We start from the raw sequence: 14,474 nt of genomic DNA on the forward strand, positions 1-14,474 counted from the left end.
GTTGTTCCAATGCAATTGTCGGGAATACCCTCAGGGCAAGGTCAGATTGAACACCGTTGAAAGCAGGTACCAGACCACAGCCGGAGCAATCACGGCGTTGATCGCGGCGATCGCAGTCTGTCTACGTGTACGCTGATGCAGGTAAAGCAACGATATCAGAAACAGGAACGGCATTGATGCGATCAGAAAGCCATAGCCTTCATTGGGAAAGACATTTCCGATTTCCGGCATCGCCAGGAAATAAAGCACAGTCAATGCGAGTGTTCCAAAGAAGCGCAGATGATCGATGCCCGCTGGCCAGCAGGGGCCTGTTGTGAATGCGCCCCATATTGTCCGCCAGCGTGTTGCCAGGATCGCTACCAGTAGGATCGCGAGAAGGATCGAGACAAGCATCGGAAAAACCAGATGTGATGTCTCGAAATTGATGGAAACGCCGGGAAAGGATGTGAGGTTCATGAGAGTTCTGCCGGAAGATTGTGTGAGGCCGACCGTAGCGGCACGGCGTAAGGCTCGACGCCCGCAACAAGCAGGCGCCGTTTGCAGCCGCTACTGGCGGATCGCTTCGATCACCTTCTTGTAATCATCCTTCTTCTTTTCAAGATAAGCTGCAGCCTCCTTGGAAGGAAGGAAATGTGGTACGAAGAATGCGTCTGTCATTGGTCTTTCGATGGCGCCTTCGGCATAGATTTCCTTCAAGCCAGCGTCTATTGCCTCGACGATGGCAGGATCAATATCCCTGTTGTAGATAACGAAGAAATCCTTGTCGAAGGTGAAATCCTTCTCACCATCCAGCGTAACGCTGGCTTTGGGAGTGGCATATTGCATGAGGGTCTCACGACTGGTTTCACCCAGCCCCTTCTCGTTCACCTGCTCCATGGTTTCATGCGCTGCGGTCAGCCAGACGAAGCGCATCGCTTTCTGATCGTCCTCGGGCAAGCGCGTATATTGCTCGTTGGACTGGACCGAGCCATTGATTATATCGGCCTGGCCATCGAACAAAAGCTGGTCCTTGTCGGCCTGGGATCCTGTATTGACCGGGACGATATTGGCTTCGCTGCCGGGGTGATTTATCCTGGCGGCGTTCTTCAGTGCTGAAAATCCGATTTCGGATACACCGCCTGGCTGGATGGCGACCCTGATACGCGTTCCCTTGCCGGCAGCTTCAAGGATATCGGTCATTGAATGGTAAGGGGACTTCTTCGGCACGAGATAGGCGTTGCCGGGATTGACGGTGAGGGTAGGGCCGATCTTGTAGTTGGCGAATATGTCCTCATAGCCTTTAACACCATACAAATGTCCGAGATACGACTGGTCATGATGGATCATGATGGTCGTGCCGCGTCGGTCGCGAGCAATGGCTTTGAACGCCTCGGTCGGACCAACGGCATCCACTTTGGCGTTTATTCCAAAATGCTTTGATATGGCATTGGCAACAAAAGATGCTGCCTGATAGGTATCGCCGCCAGTTGATGTCGAACCGATGACCACGCGAAGATTTTTCGGTAGTTCCTGTGCCAAGCCGCCAGTGGCCGTTACAAGTGCAAGGCCCACTGCGAGGCCGAGCTTGGTGATAAATCGGGTCATGTTCCCTCCCAGGATTTTAATGTTGATGGCCCGCCGGGCCATAGTTGTCAAACATGGCCGAGCTCCTCCCGGCTCGCGGTAAACGATGGCCATGTATGCACATTCCGCCTGTCGAGATATCAAAACATTTTTACAAATGAATGCGCATACATTACCTGTTTGCACGCCATGGGATGAGATGTCAAGGTATTTACCTGGATAAATGTGAACAGAAAGCGGGGTTGTGTGGCGCTTTCTTCTGTTTATTGAGAAGGGTTGATCTTTGTAATGAATGCGCATACATAAATTCCATTGGCGAACAGGGAGGCAAACCGGAATGAGTAACACAAAGGGAAAGAACCCTCGTGATCTGCGAAGCGCGCGCTGGTTTGCTCCCGATGATTTGCGCAGCTTTGGTCATCGGTCGCGCCTGATGCAGATGGGGCTGGGACCCGACGACTGGCAGGGCAAACCTTGTATCGGCATTCTCAATACATGGTCGGAGCTCAACCCATGCCATGCTCACTTCCGCCACAGGGCGGAGGATGTGAAACGCGGTGTGTTACAGGCAGGCGGCATCCCGTTCGAGTTGCCCATCATCTCTGTCGACGAAAGCTTCACCAAGCCCACATCAATGTTGTATCGCAATATGCTGGCGATGGAGACCGAGGAGCAGATACGCTCGCACCCGCTCGATGGGGTCGTTTTGATGGGGGGATGTGACAAAAGCACACCCGGTCTGGTAATGGGTGCCCTGTCGGCCGGTGTCCCGATGATCTATCTGCCTGCCGGACCGATGTTGCGCGGTAACTATGCCGGCAATGTACTCGGGTCGGGTTCAGATGCATGGAAATACTGGGACGAGCGGCGCGCAGGCAACATTACCGACGAGCAGTGGCATGGTATCGAAAGCGGGATCGCCCGCTCCTATGGCACCTGCATGACCATGGGAACGGCTTCGACCATGACGGCGATCGCCGAAGCGATGGGGCTTTGCCTGCCGGGCGCATCCTCCATCCCGGCTGCCGATTCGAATCATACCCGCATGTCGGCAGCCTGTGGGCGCCGTATTGTGGAGATGGTGTGGGAGGATCTGACGCCGGATAAAATCGTTACCGATGCCTCGATCCGCAATGCGGCTATCGTCGCAATGGCAACAGGATGTTCGACCAATGCGGTGGTGCATCTGCTGGCGATGGCGCGACGCGGCAAGGTGGCTCTTGATCTGGATGATCTGGATGCGTTGGGCCGTGTCACTCCGCTCATCGCCAATGTCCGCCCGTCCGGAACCGGCTATCTCATGGAAGATTTTTACTATGCCGGCGGGTTGCGCGCCTTGATGGCGCAGCTTGCCGAACGGCTGGAGTTGAGTGCGACCACTGTGACGGGGAAGTCACTTGGCGAAACTCTGGAAGGAGCCGAGATATTCAATGACGACGTTATCCGGCCACTTTCGAATCCGGTTTACCACGAAGGTTCGCTGGCGGTGCTGCGTGGCAATTTATGTCCCGATGGCGCCGTAATCAAACCGGCCGCCTGCGACCGGCGTTTCCAGAATCATGAGGGACCGGCGCTGGTATTTGACAGCTATCCTGAAATGAAAGAAGCGATCGATGACGAAAATCTCGATGTCACGCCAGACCATGTCCTGGTGCTGCGCAACGCGGGTCCGCTGGGCGGTCCGGGTTTTCCTGAATGGGGCATGCTGCCGATCCCTAAAGCGCTGATCAAGCAAGGCCATCGTGACATGCTTCGGATATCAGATGCCAGAATGTCCGGAACATCCTACGGAGCCTGTGTTCTTCATGTTGCGCCTGAATCGCATATTGGTGGTCCCCTCTGCCTGTTGCGAACCGGCGATATCGTGCGGCTCGACATCCCCAATCGGCGGCTCGATATGCTGGTTGACGAGGCCGAGCTTGAGGTGCGCCGTGGGGCATGGATTGCTCCCGAACCCCCTTACAGGCGCGGATATGGGTGGATGTTTGCCCGCCACGTCACACAGGCCGACAAGGGCTGCGACTTCGATTTTCTTACCGCCGCCTTCGGTCCATCCGCAGGCGAACCGGATATCTATTGAGACGCCAAAGAAACAGGACCACAGAACCCATGAATCCCGACACACATGCCAAATTGATGACCGTCTCGACAGCCACCCTCTGCACCGCGCTTTTCAAACGCGGCCTGAGAAACCAGTTCATCCAGGACGTTCGTCCGGTAAAGCCAAAGGGGCGCAACATGGTCGGCCCGGCCTTTACACTGCGTTATATTCCTGCTCGTGAAGACCTCAACACGTTGGACGTTTTTCGCGATCCCGAGCATCCTCAACGCGCGGGCGTTGAACAATGTCCGGCCGGTGCCGTCCTGGTGATGGATAGCCGCAAGGATGCGCGGGCAGCGTCTGCGGGTGGCATCCTCGTGACGCGGCTGATGGTGCGCGGTGTCGCCGGTGTTGTAACCGACGGTGGGTTTCGCGACAGTCCAGAGATCGCCGAAATGACGATCCCCACCTATCATATGCGCCCGTCGGCGCCCACCAACCTCACTTTGCATCAAGCCATCGATCTCAATGTTGCGATCGGCTGCGGCGACGTTCCAGTCTTTCCCGGAGATATCGTCGTGGGTGACGATGAGGGCGTTATCGTCCTGCCGGCGCATCTGGCCGATGAACTTGCCGATGAGGCGATGGAAATGACCGCCTATGAGGACTTTGTCATGGAAGAGGTGGGCAAGGGGCGCAGCATTATCGGCCTTTATCCTGCAACGCGAGAAGACTCCAAGCAAGATTTTGCCAAATGGCGTACCGCCAACGGTCGTTGAACGTCCGAACCAGTGGAATGATCGCTCAAGGAAATTGCCATGACGAAACTTACCGAAGCCCTCACCGGAATTTCCGGCATTCTGGTCACGCCTTATGACAATGACGACCGGATCTCACCTGCCTTGCAGGCCCCCATCGTCGATCGCGCCATCTCTGCCGGTGTCCACATATTGGTGGCTAACGGCAATACCGGCGAATTCTATGGGTTGAGCATGGATGAGGCCGAGCGGATGGTTCATGCCGCCGCAGAGCATATCAATGGCCGCATACCTCTTTTAGGCGGGGTAGGGCGCAGCGTCCACGACGCCTGCCGCCTGGGCAGAATATCAAAGGAAGCCGGTGCCGATGCATTGATGGTACATCAACCACCTGATCCATTCTCTGCACCGCGTGGCTTTATCGACTATGTGCGCCGTGTCGCTGGCGCCGCCGATGGCCTGCCTTTGATGCTCTATTTGCGAAATGATACGATCGGAACGAAAGCAATCGCCGAACTTTGCGCGATTGAAGGCGTTGCCGGTGTCAAATGGGCGACCCCCAATGTTCTCAAGTTAGCGGAGGCAATAAATGCGACCGATCCGTCGATAATCTGGGTCGGTGGACTTGCCGAGACCTGGGCACCACCACTTTATGCCGTCGGTGCCCGGGGATTTACCTCCGGCCTTATCAATGTCTGGCCGGAGCGGTCTGTTGCCATTCACGCGGCGCTTGCGCGTGGCGATTACACAGTGGCGGCATTGCTTATCGCGGGCATGAAGGTGTTCGAGGATATTCGCGCCGAAGAGCTGAATGGTACGAATGTGACTGGCGTGAAAGCCGCGCTGAGGGCCCTTGGGCACGATTGCGGACATGCACGCCCACCCTCAGCCTGGCCGCTGACCGCCGCACAGCAGAAGCGGCTCGACATTTTTGTCACAGAACAGAATCTACCGCGGTTCTGAACCTGTTGAGAGAGCCAGCCGAAAAGAGGCCAGGGACCGAATAGCCCGGATTGGCCATATAGTTTTTATTGGCAAACAGAGGAGGAGATTGCCATGGGAATGACACGCCGAAACATTCTTTCCATAGGGAGCGCTGGGCTCGTTGCTGTCGCGGCGGGTAAGGCTTGGGGGCAAAATCAGCGCTATCCAGATCCTGCAGTAGAGATACTGGACCCGAGCTTTGCCAAATATCGCATCTATGCAAGCACGGTGGAACAGCTTGCGTCGGGAATGCGCTGGGCAGAAGGTCCCGTCTATCTTCCGGAAGCGCGCTGCCTTCTTGTGTCCGACATTCCCAACAATCGGATCATGAAATATGATGAGGTGAACAACACATTTACTGTGTTCCGCTCTCCGGCCAATTTTGCCAATGGCAATACCCGCGACAATGAGGGCCGGTTGATCACCTGTGAACATTCGGTGACACGTCGCGTCGTGCGGACGGAAAAAGATGGCACAATCACGATTCTGGCCGATGCTTTCGAAGGCAAGCGGCTCAATGCGCCAAACGACGTCGTGGTCAAGTCGGACGGAACGATATGGTTCACAGATCCGCTCTTTGGCATTAACGGCAATTATGAGGGTGAGCCCGCCGAGCCCGAGCAGGCGACAACCAATGTTTACCGCATCGATGCCGATGGCGAGCTCACCGCCGTCATCACCGATCTTATCAATCCGAACGGCCTTGCCTTCGCACCGGATGAAAATAAGCTCTACGTTGTGGAATGGAAGGGCACACCCAATCGCAGCATCTGGAGCTATGATATTGCAGCCGATGGCGCTGCATCCAATAAGACGAAACTGGTGGATGCGGATGATTTCGGCGCGCTCGATGGATTCAAAGTGGACCGCGACGGCAATCTGTGGTGTGGCTATGGCAGCAATGGCGCTCTCAATGAAGAACCCGCCGAAGTTGGAGGGCGAAGGGTCTTTACGCTGAAAGGCCAGCCCGAGCACCTCGACGGTGTGATGGTCTTCAATCCTCAGGGTAAGCCGATCGGTTTCATCTACCTGCCGGAGCGCTGTGCAAACCTGACCTTCGGGGGGCCAAAAGGCAACCGTCTTTATATGGCGAGCAGCCACTCGCTTTATGCGGTATATGTCGAGACACAAGGCGCAGTTTGACGGAATCACCATGATCTTAATGCACCAAGGCTCGTCAACATTGACAAACTAACCGGTCGGTGACCGGTGTTCATCACGATTGTCGGTACTGCGGCTTGCCAAAGCGTTCAAGCAAGAGTGCGCGACCGCAGCGGGTATGGCAAAAACAGGCGCTGTGATGTAAACTACATTATGGACCTGATGAGAAAATTCATCGGAGATTGCTTCGGCTGTCGGACCATCCTTTCCGTTTTGCTGATACTACTGGGCATGTTTTGGCCAGTATCACCAAACGAGGCGCAAACCACACGTACTGCGCTGCTGCTGCAAGTTGAAGGGATCGTTGGCCCAGCCTTGTCCGACTATATGTTGCGCGGTCTGCGCACGGCAGCAGAACGCAATGCATCTATTGTCATTGTGCAAATGGACACGCCGGGCGGTCTGGACATTTCAATGCGTGACATCATTCGTGGTATTCTCGGGTCGCCAGTGCCCGTCGCCGCCTACGTCAGTCCAAGCGGCGCGCGCGCCGCCAGTGCTGGCACTTACATTCTTTACGCCAGTCACATAGCGGCGATGGCTCCCGGAACCAATATTGGCGCGGCGACCCCTATCCAGATCGGCGAGTTGCCGCTTCCAGGGGGTGGTAGAGACAGAGATCAGGACGCCAAAACGAAAAAGGAGGGGGATGATGTGATGCCCCCCGCGCCATCGCACAGTCCGCAAGAAGCGAAAGCGATAAATGATGCGGCGGCCTACATCCGTTCGCTTGCTGAACTGCGCAACCGGAATGTAGACTGGGCTGAAAAGGCAGTGCGCGAGGCAGCAAGCCTGTCATCCAGCGAAGCGCTCAAAGAAGATGTGATCGATATTCTTGCAACGGATGTGGGTGATCTTCTTGCCCAAGCCAATGGCCGCGTCGTCAGAGTGGGAGGAAATGAGATTGCACTCGATACCACGAATCTCACTGTAGAACAGATCACGCCGGACTGGCGCACAAAGCTGCTGATGGTGATCACAAACCCGAATGTGGCGCTGATCTTGATGATCATCGGTGTCTACGGACTTATCTTCGAGTTCATGGCTCCGGGATCGTTTTTTCCGGGAACTATTGGTGCGATTTGCCTCTTGATCGGCCTGTACGCATTGGCCGTGCTTCCCGTAAATTTTGCCGGCGTTGGCCTCATTATCCTCGGTCTTGCACTGATGACTTCTGAAGCGTTCGTGCCATCGTTTGGTGTTCTTGGCATTGGCGGTGCCATCGCTTTAATTGCCGGCGCGACGATATTGATTGACAGCGACGTTCCTGGCTTGCGCATTTCCTGGCCGCTCATTGCGGGCGTCGCACTAAGCTGTCTGGCGCTCTCATTGATTGTAATCCGCCTGGCCTATTCTTCGCACAAACGTCCTGTCGTAACAGGAAGCGAGGAGATGTTGAGAGCCTATGGCGAGATCCTGGATTGGCGTGGAGGCAGCGGGCATGTCCTTGCACACGGGGAACGATGGACCGCAGTATCCGAGACACCTCTGAAAAAAGGACAGCAGGTCCGTGTAGCAGGCATTGAGGGTATTATCCTCAAAGTCGAACCCGATCAGCCGGAGAACAGCTAGTGGAGGATTTTCCAGTGTTTATAACCATTCTTGTTCCTATCATCGTCGTGCTGCTAATGCTCTTGGCTGCTGCGATAAAGATACTTCGGGAGTATGAGCGTGGTGTAGTGTTCACACTCGGTCGCTTCACCGGCGTCAAAGGGCCGGGCCTGATCATCCTCATACCTTTCATCCAACAGATGCAGCGAGTCGATCTGCGGACGGTGGTCTTGGACGTGCCGAGCCAGGACGTGATATCGAAGGACAATGTCTCCGTGAGCGTCAACGCGGTACTCTATTTCCGGGTTATTGATCCGGAGCGGGCAACGATCCAGGTCGAGGACTTCATGATGGCAACCAGCCAGTTGGCCCAAACGACGTTGCGCTCCGTCCTTGGCAAGCACGATCTCGACGAGATGCTGGCCGAGCGCGATAGGCTCAACAGCGACATTCAGGAAATTCTTGATGCGCAGACCGACTCCTGGGGTATCAAAGTGGCAAATGTCGAGATCAAACATGTCGATCTCAACGAAACCATGATACGCGCCATCGCCCGGCAGGCTGAGGCCGAACGCGAGCGGCGGGCCAAGGTCATTAACGCTGAGGGCGAACAGCAGGCCGCTCAAAAATTGCTGGAGGCAGCTCAAATTCTAAGCCAACGCCCCGAAGCGATGCAGCTGCGTTACCTGAGCACACTGAATGTCATTGCCAACGAGAAAAATTCAACAATAGTGTTCCCGTTCCCGATCGAGCTTGGTGAGTTCTTCAAGGCCACGGCGACCAAATCCAAATAATGGTGTTCACAACCGGGCTCACCTATGGAGTGCTTGGCCTCTGGGCTACGTGAAAGGGGGCTGACGTTCCGATCGCGAACCGGCAATCCTCACGGCTCACTATCTCAGTTCACGGCGGCGTGTCGCCGGAATAACGCGTAAACCCATTGGAGTAAACTCATGATCATCTGTTTTGTCTGTCATGGCAACTTCCTGCTAGCGGAACAACAGAATGGGTATTTTGCAACTCCGGATCATCTCGGCAGTCGTACTCCCGATAATGAAGTTACGAATGCGGGAATGTCCGTAGGCCCCCATGACCAGCAGATCGATCTGGTCAGCCTCCACGGCCTTGGCAATGAGCTCTTCTGGTTGGCCTGCTACGAAATTGGTGTGAACAGGATCTCCTCTCCGGGATATCGAGATAGCCGCATGTTCCATGCTGGAGCGCATCGCGTCGGTCGGCGTTCCAACCTGTAACAATGATATACTCACATCATCAAATATTTTGCTCTGGGCCATATAGGATATTGCTTTGGCCGAGCTTTGCCCGCCATCGAATGCCACAAGGGCTTTCGATATTGGGCGAAACGCGCGAGCCGCAACCAATACGGGCTTCTTGCTGGACCGGACAATGCGCTCTAGATTGGAACCAAGATGCAACTTGGCGAAATCGGCGCCTTCCCCTCGCTTGCCGATGACGATCATATCTACATCAGTCTCGAACTGCTGAACCGTCTCAACCAAATCTCCGTTGCGAAGCTTGGTGGTGACCTCGGCTACACCCTCTTCCGCCAGCCAGTTTTTGGCTTGGTCGAGAATGATGCGACCCCTTTGTTGCGCCAGTTTGGCCCTTTGTTCATCGAGTGCCGTCAATTCAGTTAATAGTGTTGATCGAACGTCGGCATCGAGACTCCCGCTTAAATCGTGCGGAATGCTGGTCGTTTCGCGTCGTCCAAGAACATGTAAGATTTCGATTGCCGCGCCAGTTTTGGAAGCAATCCAAGCCGCGTTGTCACAAACGCTGCGGGAATAGATGGAGCCGTCAATCAGTGCCAGTATCTTCGTCATTCTTTCCTCCCTAGTGTCCCATCAGGCGTTCGAGCGCACCCGGTTTGTCATGGATTGCGAGTTTGTCGACAATAGTTTCGCTTGCTCGATTAAGTCCAAGAATTTGAACAGCAGCGCCTTCGCGGCGGAACTTCAAGACGACCGTATCTAGCGCAGCCACACTGGAAATATCCCAGATATGAGCATGGTTGACGTCAATGATGACATTCTCCAGCGCCTCCTTGAAATCGAATGCCGCAGTAAAATCGTCGACAGAAGCGAAGAAAACTTGCCCCTCTACCTTGTAGGTTCTCGTTGCCCCATCGCCAGACAATGTTGAGGTCACCCGGAAAATCTGGGAAATCTTCCACGCAAAGAAAATGCCCGACAAGAGCACGCCAACCAATACACCCATCGCAAGGTTATGCGTCCCAACGACGACAATCACTGTTGCCAGCATGACAATACTTGAGGATCTTGGATGATCGCGCAGGTTCCGGATTGATACCCAACTGAACGTTCCGATTGAGACCATGATCATGATGGCGACCAATGCGGCCATTGGAATGGATTTTACCCAGTCTCCGAGAACAACGATCATGAAGAGAAGGAATACGCCGGCGCAGAATGTGGACAGCCTGCCACGTCCTCCAGATTTAACATTGATGATGGATTGGCCAATCATGGCGCAGCCCGCCATACCACCGATGAAGCCGGTTGCCGTATTGGCTATGCCTTGTCCGATGCACTCGCGGTTCTTGTCACTCGGGGTGTCAGTCAACTCATCGACGATCGATGCTGTCATCAGAGACTCGAGCAACCCAACTGCGGCAACAGCTGCTGAATATGGAAGGATGATCAGCAGCGTATCGAGGTTGAACGGGATTTGAGGGATTAGAAATATGGGTAGGGTTGAGGGAAGTTCACCCATATCACCGACAGTGCGCAGATCAAGCTTCAAGACAAGCGATATGGCCGTCAGGACGATGATGCAGATCAATGGTGATGGAACTGCTTTCGTGACGCGCGGCAGGAGATAGATTATTGCAAGACCACCTGCAACCATGAGATAGGTGAGCATTGGCACATTGATCAATTCCGGCAGCTGCGCCATAAAGATAAGAATTGCCAATGCATTGACGAATCCCGTCATCACCGATCGGGAAACGAATTTCATCAAATAGCCAAGCTTGAGGAATCCAGCAGCTATTTGAAGCAATCCGGCCAATACTGTAGCGGCGAGTAAATATTGCAGTCCGTGCACTTTGACGAGGGTGACCATGAGAACTGCGGTCGCTGCCGTTGCCGCTGAAATCATGCCGGGCCGACCGCCTACAAAGGCGATGATGACTGCAATGGAAAAGGAAGCATAAAGGCCTATTTTAGGATCAACACCAGCGATGATAGAAAAGGCAATAGCTTCCGGGATGAGGGCAAGAGCGACGACTAGTCCGGCGAGAATATCGGCGCGGATGTTTCCGAACCACTCGGTCTTTAGCTTGAAAAGCAAATCGGTATTCAACTGTATTCTCCGAAAAAGGGGAGTTCACGCGACAATTGCGTAAAGCTTTGAAAAGATTGGGTGAGCGAAGTTCGAGCGTTGAAAGTGACAAAACGGGCTGTTCGGCACTCTGCACAAAATCGGACGGACCTATGTCGTCGTCTTGATATGCTATGTGCGGAACAGCAGAGTCACATTGGTTTGGAAGCCTTCAATAATGCTCGGATAGAAATGTCGCTGAGCGACATACCATTCCTGTTTACAACCGGAGTTTTTAAGTGGCAACAACTTTCTGCCACATTTTTTGTGAGTCCAAACTTTATTGATAGGATTCACAAAGCTGCGAAAATGCCTCCTTTAAATTTTCGACTGCATAGAGACGAGTTGTCTGGTTGATGGCAATGTCGCCTAACATCATCAGGGCTGCGAAGGAGATGCTCACCTGCGGCACGCCTCAGTCCGCAACTGGTGTCTTCAAGCAAAGCGGGAGGCTACCGAGCAACTGGCACGAGTGGCGGGGACAGTGCCGCAAGCAGCACCGTCAAGGTGAACATGCGTGAACGACAACGCGATAGACGTCAGAAGTCCCCGGTCCATACTGGCGGATGATCCTGGCAGATAGGTTGCATGAATCGTCTTGCTGTGACCTGGCGTCATGGCATGCACCGCACCGAACAAAATACCCATTGGGAGAAAGGCTCCATAGGCAGCCAAGCTTCTGTCACCTGCAAAAGCGTCGACGTACTCGGCAAAGCGAGATAGATTTCCCGTTGGAAGTCGATCACCCATTGGATCATGACAAACCCATCCATCCGGTCGTCAGGGCAAGTACGGCAAGATAACGGCCAATCTTTGCAATTGCGACAAGCAGAAGAAAACTCCATAACGGTTCCCGCAGCGCGCCCGCAACGACCGTCAGTGGATCGCCGACAATGGGCATCCAGCTCAGCAACAAGGTCCATTTGCCGTATCGGTTATACCATCCAGCAGCACGGTCCAAAGATTTTCCGCTGACGGGAAACCAATATCGGTTCCGAAACCGTTCGATAGCAACTCCGAGCAGCCAATTTTTGACCGATCCCAAGATATTGCCGACGCTCGCCACCGTGATGAGGATCACTGTGGAATATGTTCCGTCAAGCAACAGTCCTGCCAGAAGCGCCTCGGACTGCATGGGCAGGATGGTCGCGGCGATCAAGGCACTTGCAAATAGCCCGACATAGACGGCAACATCACCCATAATGTTGCTCTAGGTGTGAGCTTTCAGGAGGTTGTCCATTCGGAGCGGATTTAGGAGACTGGAGTTACCACACCTCAGTTTTCCAGGATCGCTCCGAATGAACATTCCTAAAAATGCCCGACTGACCCCGTTGCGTCGAGAGGAAATGGCTGTCGCGGTTCTTTGCGGTGCGCTGACCAAGGCAGAAGCCGGCCGCGTTTATGCCGTTTCGCTCAAGATCGTGTCGCGCTGGGTCAAACGCTTCGAACAGGGTGGGCGTGCCCAGATGATCGATCGCTCGTCGCGCCCGCAAAACAGTCCACAGCAGACAGATCAGGCGCTGGCGCAGCGTATCATCACGCTTCGCCGCCAGCGCCTGACTGGCAAGCACATTGCTCTCGAAACGGGCGTCTCGCCCGCTACCGTCAGCCGTATCCTGCGGCGCGCAAAGCTCTCGCGGATGAAGGACATTGAACCGGCCGAACCGGTGGTGCGCTACCAGTATAGTGAGCCAGGTGGCCTGATCCATCTCGATATCAAGCGGCTAGGCCGTTTCGAACGGGTCGGTCACCGCATCACCGGTGACCGCAAAGGGCAGAGCAACTCACGTGGTGTCGGCTGGGAATACGTTCACGTCTGCATCGACGACGCCTCCCGCATCGCCTTCACAGATATCTTGCCCGACGAGAAGGCCGTCAGCGCCATTGCCTTTCTCAAGGCGGCGGTCACCTACTACAAGCACTCGGCGTCACCGTCACACGCGTCATGACCGACAACGGCTCATGCTACAAAGCCAAGGACTTTGCAAAGGCCTGCAAGGCGCTCGGTCTCAAGCATATCCGAACCAAACCCTATACGCCCCAAACCAACGGCAAGGCCGAACGCTTCATCCAGACAGCCTTGCGAGAATGGGCCTATGCACGTGCCTATCCTTCGTCAGAGCTCCGCAAAGCCCATCTCCCACAGTGGACGCATATGTACAATTGGCATCGCCCGCACGGCAGCCTAAAATCACAAACACCCATCAGTCGACTCAGTCTAAACTGGGACAACCTCTTGAGGCTCCACAGCTAGGGCTGGTATGGCTTTTCTAATCCACATGCGGCCATTCATGGTGGTGGCGGTCGATGACAAAGGGATGGGAATGTCGCTTCCCTTCGGCAACGGTCCCCTCCCGCCAATGTGGCTGATCAGAAGCGAGCCCGTCAATCAGTTTGTCGCGGGCTTTATCGGATCGCCAGTGCGGAAGGCTTGGTAACGTCGAATGTGGCAATACCGCTTCCCCAAACTGTGCAGGAACACCTCGGACAAAAGGTCAGCCTCGTGGAACCAATGGGACATGAAACCCGGATTTCCATGATGCCGGACCAAACGTTGATCCATGGTCTTTTTCGTGAACGGTCGCCCCTAAGGCCAGGTTCAATTTTTCACGTCCAGCTCACATAGGATAAACTCCATATTTTTTCAGCGGCTGACGGTCACCGCCTCATGTGAGGGGGAAAAACGATTTGTGATGGTTGCACTGCCGCATCCGGATTTCGTGATAAGCTCTTTATAAATTTGGAAAATCTGCTGGCGTTGAGTCGAAACATTCTTTTCCTTGTCGAACAAGATGACAAAGCCTTGGAGGTTCCAAAGTTGGCGTGGTTGAGCACCTCTCCCATGACACCACCCTTCGTATTGCCACGGCGCAGCCTGATCCTGGCCCATGGCCTGCTATAAGAAATTCAGCGCCACAACCCGAAATTATCAGGGTCCTGCAGCGAGCCCTTCATTCGCCTCTCCACTGAACGAATTAAGAGCATTGTTACCGCGGGCAATCAAAACGAACCACGTCGATTGCCTCCATTTTGTGGAACACTGCCTTTCCTCA

General features: G+C 54.5%; 13 protein-coding genes and 1 pseudogene. 7 read left to right on the forward strand and 7 right to left on the reverse strand.

What is annotated here, in order from left to right; genetic code table 11:
* Window positions 1-30 precede the first annotated feature (30 nt).
* A complete protein-coding gene (locus ACYJL1_RS24225; protein WP_460899648.1) occupies window positions 31-456 on the reverse strand; it encodes a tripartite tricarboxylate transporter TctB family protein in 426 nt (141 codons plus the stop codon).
* 90 nt (window positions 457-546) lie between these two features.
* On the reverse strand, window positions 547-1,584 hold the full coding sequence (locus ACYJL1_RS24230; protein ID WP_460899649.1) for a type 2 periplasmic-binding domain-containing protein: 1,038 nt from the start codon (window positions 1,582-1,584) through the stop codon (window positions 547-549).
* A 316-nt stretch (window positions 1,585-1,900) separates the two neighbouring features.
* Between ACYJL1_RS24230 and araD the strand changes: the two genes are divergently transcribed.
* The 6 genes from araD to ACYJL1_RS24260 all read left to right on the forward strand — a co-directional run bounded on the left by araD (window position 1,901) and on the right by ACYJL1_RS24260 (window position 8,852).
* A complete protein-coding gene (gene araD / locus ACYJL1_RS24235; protein ID WP_460899650.1) occupies window positions 1,901-3,643 on the forward strand; it encodes an L-arabinonate dehydratase in 1,743 nt (580 codons plus the stop codon).
* 29 nt (window positions 3,644-3,672) lie between these two features.
* The gene (locus tag ACYJL1_RS24240; RefSeq protein ID WP_460899651.1) at window positions 3,673-4,383 is read left to right on the forward strand and encodes a ribonuclease activity regulator RraA; all 711 of its coding nucleotides are present in this window, start codon (window positions 3,673-3,675) and stop codon (window positions 4,381-4,383) included.
* 39 nt (window positions 4,384-4,422) lie between these two features.
* Window positions 4,423-5,325, forward strand: coding sequence for a dihydrodipicolinate synthase family protein (locus tag ACYJL1_RS24245; protein WP_460899652.1), 903 nt, complete (start codon window positions 4,423-4,425; stop codon window positions 5,323-5,325).
* A 93-nt stretch (window positions 5,326-5,418) separates the two neighbouring features.
* Window positions 5,419-6,489 (forward strand): SMP-30/gluconolactonase/LRE family protein, encoded by a 1,071-nt coding sequence (locus ACYJL1_RS24250; RefSeq protein ID WP_460899653.1) that lies wholly within the window; start codon window positions 5,419-5,421, stop codon window positions 6,487-6,489.
* A 249-nt stretch (window positions 6,490-6,738) separates the two neighbouring features.
* Complete coding sequence (locus ACYJL1_RS24255) at window positions 6,739-8,079, forward strand: NfeD family protein (protein ID WP_460899654.1); 1,341 nt, start codon at window positions 6,739-6,741, stop codon at window positions 8,077-8,079.
* A gap of 56 nt (window positions 8,080-8,135) precedes the next feature.
* Window positions 8,136-8,852, forward strand: a complete 717-nt coding sequence (locus ACYJL1_RS24260; RefSeq protein WP_460899991.1) for a slipin family protein — start codon at window positions 8,136-8,138, stop codon at window positions 8,850-8,852.
* A 195-nt stretch (window positions 8,853-9,047) separates the two neighbouring features.
* Here the strand turns inward: ACYJL1_RS24260 and ACYJL1_RS24265 are convergent, their stop codons facing one another.
* From ACYJL1_RS24265 to ACYJL1_RS24280, 4 genes are all read right to left on the reverse strand, one after another.
* Window positions 9,048-9,902: a universal stress protein gene (locus ACYJL1_RS24265; RefSeq protein ID WP_460899655.1), complete on the reverse strand. Its 855-nt coding sequence runs from the start codon at window positions 9,900-9,902 to the stop codon at window positions 9,048-9,050.
* 10 nt (window positions 9,903-9,912) lie between these two features.
* Window positions 9,913-11,403, reverse strand: coding sequence for a SulP family inorganic anion transporter (locus tag ACYJL1_RS24270; protein ID WP_460899656.1), 1,491 nt, complete (start codon window positions 11,401-11,403; stop codon window positions 9,913-9,915).
* A 453-nt stretch (window positions 11,404-11,856) separates the two neighbouring features.
* The gene (locus ACYJL1_RS24275; protein WP_460899657.1) at window positions 11,857-12,171 is read right to left on the reverse strand and encodes a hypothetical protein; all 315 of its coding nucleotides are present in this window, start codon (window positions 12,169-12,171) and stop codon (window positions 11,857-11,859) included.
* 4 nt (window positions 12,172-12,175) lie between these two features.
* On the reverse strand, window positions 12,176-12,622 hold the full coding sequence (locus ACYJL1_RS24280; RefSeq protein WP_460899658.1) for a YqaA family protein: 447 nt from the start codon (window positions 12,620-12,622) through the stop codon (window positions 12,176-12,178).
* Window positions 12,623-12,719: 97 nt separating this feature from the next.
* Here ACYJL1_RS24280 and ACYJL1_RS24285 point away from each other — a divergent pair.
* A pseudogene (locus ACYJL1_RS24285) lies at window positions 12,720-13,675 on the forward strand (IS481 family transposase).
* Between the two features lie 390 nt (window positions 13,676-14,065).
* Here the strand turns inward: ACYJL1_RS24285 and ACYJL1_RS24290 are convergent.
* Window positions 14,066-14,311, reverse strand: a complete 246-nt coding sequence (locus ACYJL1_RS24290; protein ID WP_460899659.1) for a hypothetical protein — start codon at window positions 14,309-14,311, stop codon at window positions 14,066-14,068.
* Window positions 14,312-14,474 lie beyond the last annotated feature (163 nt).

The organism is Phyllobacterium sp. K27, from assembly GCF_054796155.1.